This window comes from Neisseria sp. HMSC067H09 (assembly GCF_001814135.1).
Classification (GTDB): Bacteria; Pseudomonadota; Gammaproteobacteria; order Burkholderiales; family Neisseriaceae; genus Neisseria.
Genome location: NZ_KV814851.1, coordinates 1 through 1,555, shown reverse-complemented (window position 1 = coordinate 1,555; position 1,555 = coordinate 1). Strand labels below are relative to the sequence as shown.

The 1,555-nt window shown below is 54.5% G+C and carries 1 protein-coding gene; it reads left to right on the top strand.

The window, feature by feature from the left end; all coding sequences use genetic code 11:
- The first annotated feature begins 166 nt into the window (after positions 1–166).
- Positions 167–1,480: an NCS2 family permease gene (locus HMPREF2954_RS00745; RefSeq protein WP_045075238.1), complete on the top strand. Its 1,314-nt coding sequence runs from the start codon at positions 167–169 to the stop codon at positions 1,478–1,480.
- Positions 1,481–1,555: the final 75 nt, after the last annotated feature.

The following is a 1,555-nucleotide window of genomic DNA, read 5'->3' as shown; positions in this document are numbered from 1 at the left end:
CACTTGAAATCCGAATCTAAGGTCGTCTGAAAACTCAACTCTGATTTTCAGACGACCTTTTCTCAGACCACTTCAATCGAAATGTTGACAATTTTTCACCCGACAACAAGGCGTTTTCAGTATAATACCGCCCGAAAATTTTCCTTTTTTTTGAAAAGCATAAATCATGACTACTTCAAATCAAAATGTGCTGGAGCGCATATTCAATTTAAGCGCAAACGGCACGAATGTGCGCACTGAACTGACGGCGGGGCTGACCACCTTCCTCGCCATGTGTTACATCATCATCGTCAATCCGCTGATTCTCGGCGAAACGGGCATGGACATGGGCGCGGTATTCGTCGCCACCTGCATCGCTTCCGCCATCGGCTGCTTCGTGATGGGCTTCGTCGGCAACTATCCGATTGCGCTCGCGCCGGGCATGGGCTTGAACGCCTATTTCACCTACGCCGTCGTCAAAGGCATGGGCGTGCCCTGGCAGGTGGCTTTGGGCGCGGTATTCGTTTCCGGCATCATTTTCATTTTATTCAGCTTTTTCAAAGTGCGCGAAATGCTGGTGAACGCGCTGCCTATGGGTTTGAAAATGTCGATTGCCGCCGGTATCGGGCTGTTTCTGTCGCTGATCGCGCTCAAAGGTTCCGGCATCATCATCGCCAGCGAGGCGACTTTGGTGAAACTGGGCGACATCCACCAACCTGCCGCACTCTTGGTATTGGCGGGCTTCGCCATGGTGGTGGCTTTGGGGCATTTCCGCGTCAAAGGGGCGATTATCCTGACCATTCTGGCAATCACAGCCATTTCCACCCCGCTGGGCTTGAGCGATTTTAAAGGCGTGGTCGGCGAAATTCCGAGCATCGCGCCGACTTTCATGCAGATGGATTTCAACGGCCTCTTTAAACTCAGCATGATCAGCGTGATTTTCGTCTTTTTCCTGGTTGATTTGTTTGACTCCACCGGCACGCTGGTCGGCGTTTCCCACCGCGCAGGTCTGCTGGAAGACGGCAAACTGCCCCGCCTGAAACGCGCCCTGTTCGCCGACTCGACCGCCATCGTCGCCGGTGCCGCACTGGGTACGTCTTCAACTACGCCGTATGTCGAAAGCGCAGCGGGCGTGTCCGCTGGCGGCCGCACGGGGCTGACCGCCGTAACCGTCGGCGTATTGATGTTGGCGTGTCTGATTTTCTCGCCGCTGGTGCAGAGTATCCCCGGCTTCGCCACCGCGCCCGCGCTGCTCTACGTCGGTGCGCAAATGCTGCGCAGCGCGCGTGAAATCGACTGGGACGACATGACCGAAGCCGCCCCCGCTTTCCTGACCATCGTGTTCATGCCGTTCACCTATTCGATTGCCGACGGCATCGCCTTCGGCTTCATCAGCTACGCCGTGATTAAACTTTTATGCAACCGCGTGAAAGACGTGCCGCCTATGGTGTGGATAGTCGCCGTATTGTGGGCATTGAAATTCTGGTATTTGGGAGGATAATGCTCCATTTGTAGAAAAGTCGAGACCTTTGCAAAATTCCTTTTCCCCCAACAGCCGAAACCCAAACACAGGTTT

Bases quoted from the DNA above. Each gene is read 5' to 3' on its own strand.
- HMPREF2954_RS00745 (WP_045075238.1), top strand. From the start codon at position 167: ATGACTACTTCAAATCAAAATGTGCTGGAGCGCATATTCAATTTAAGC.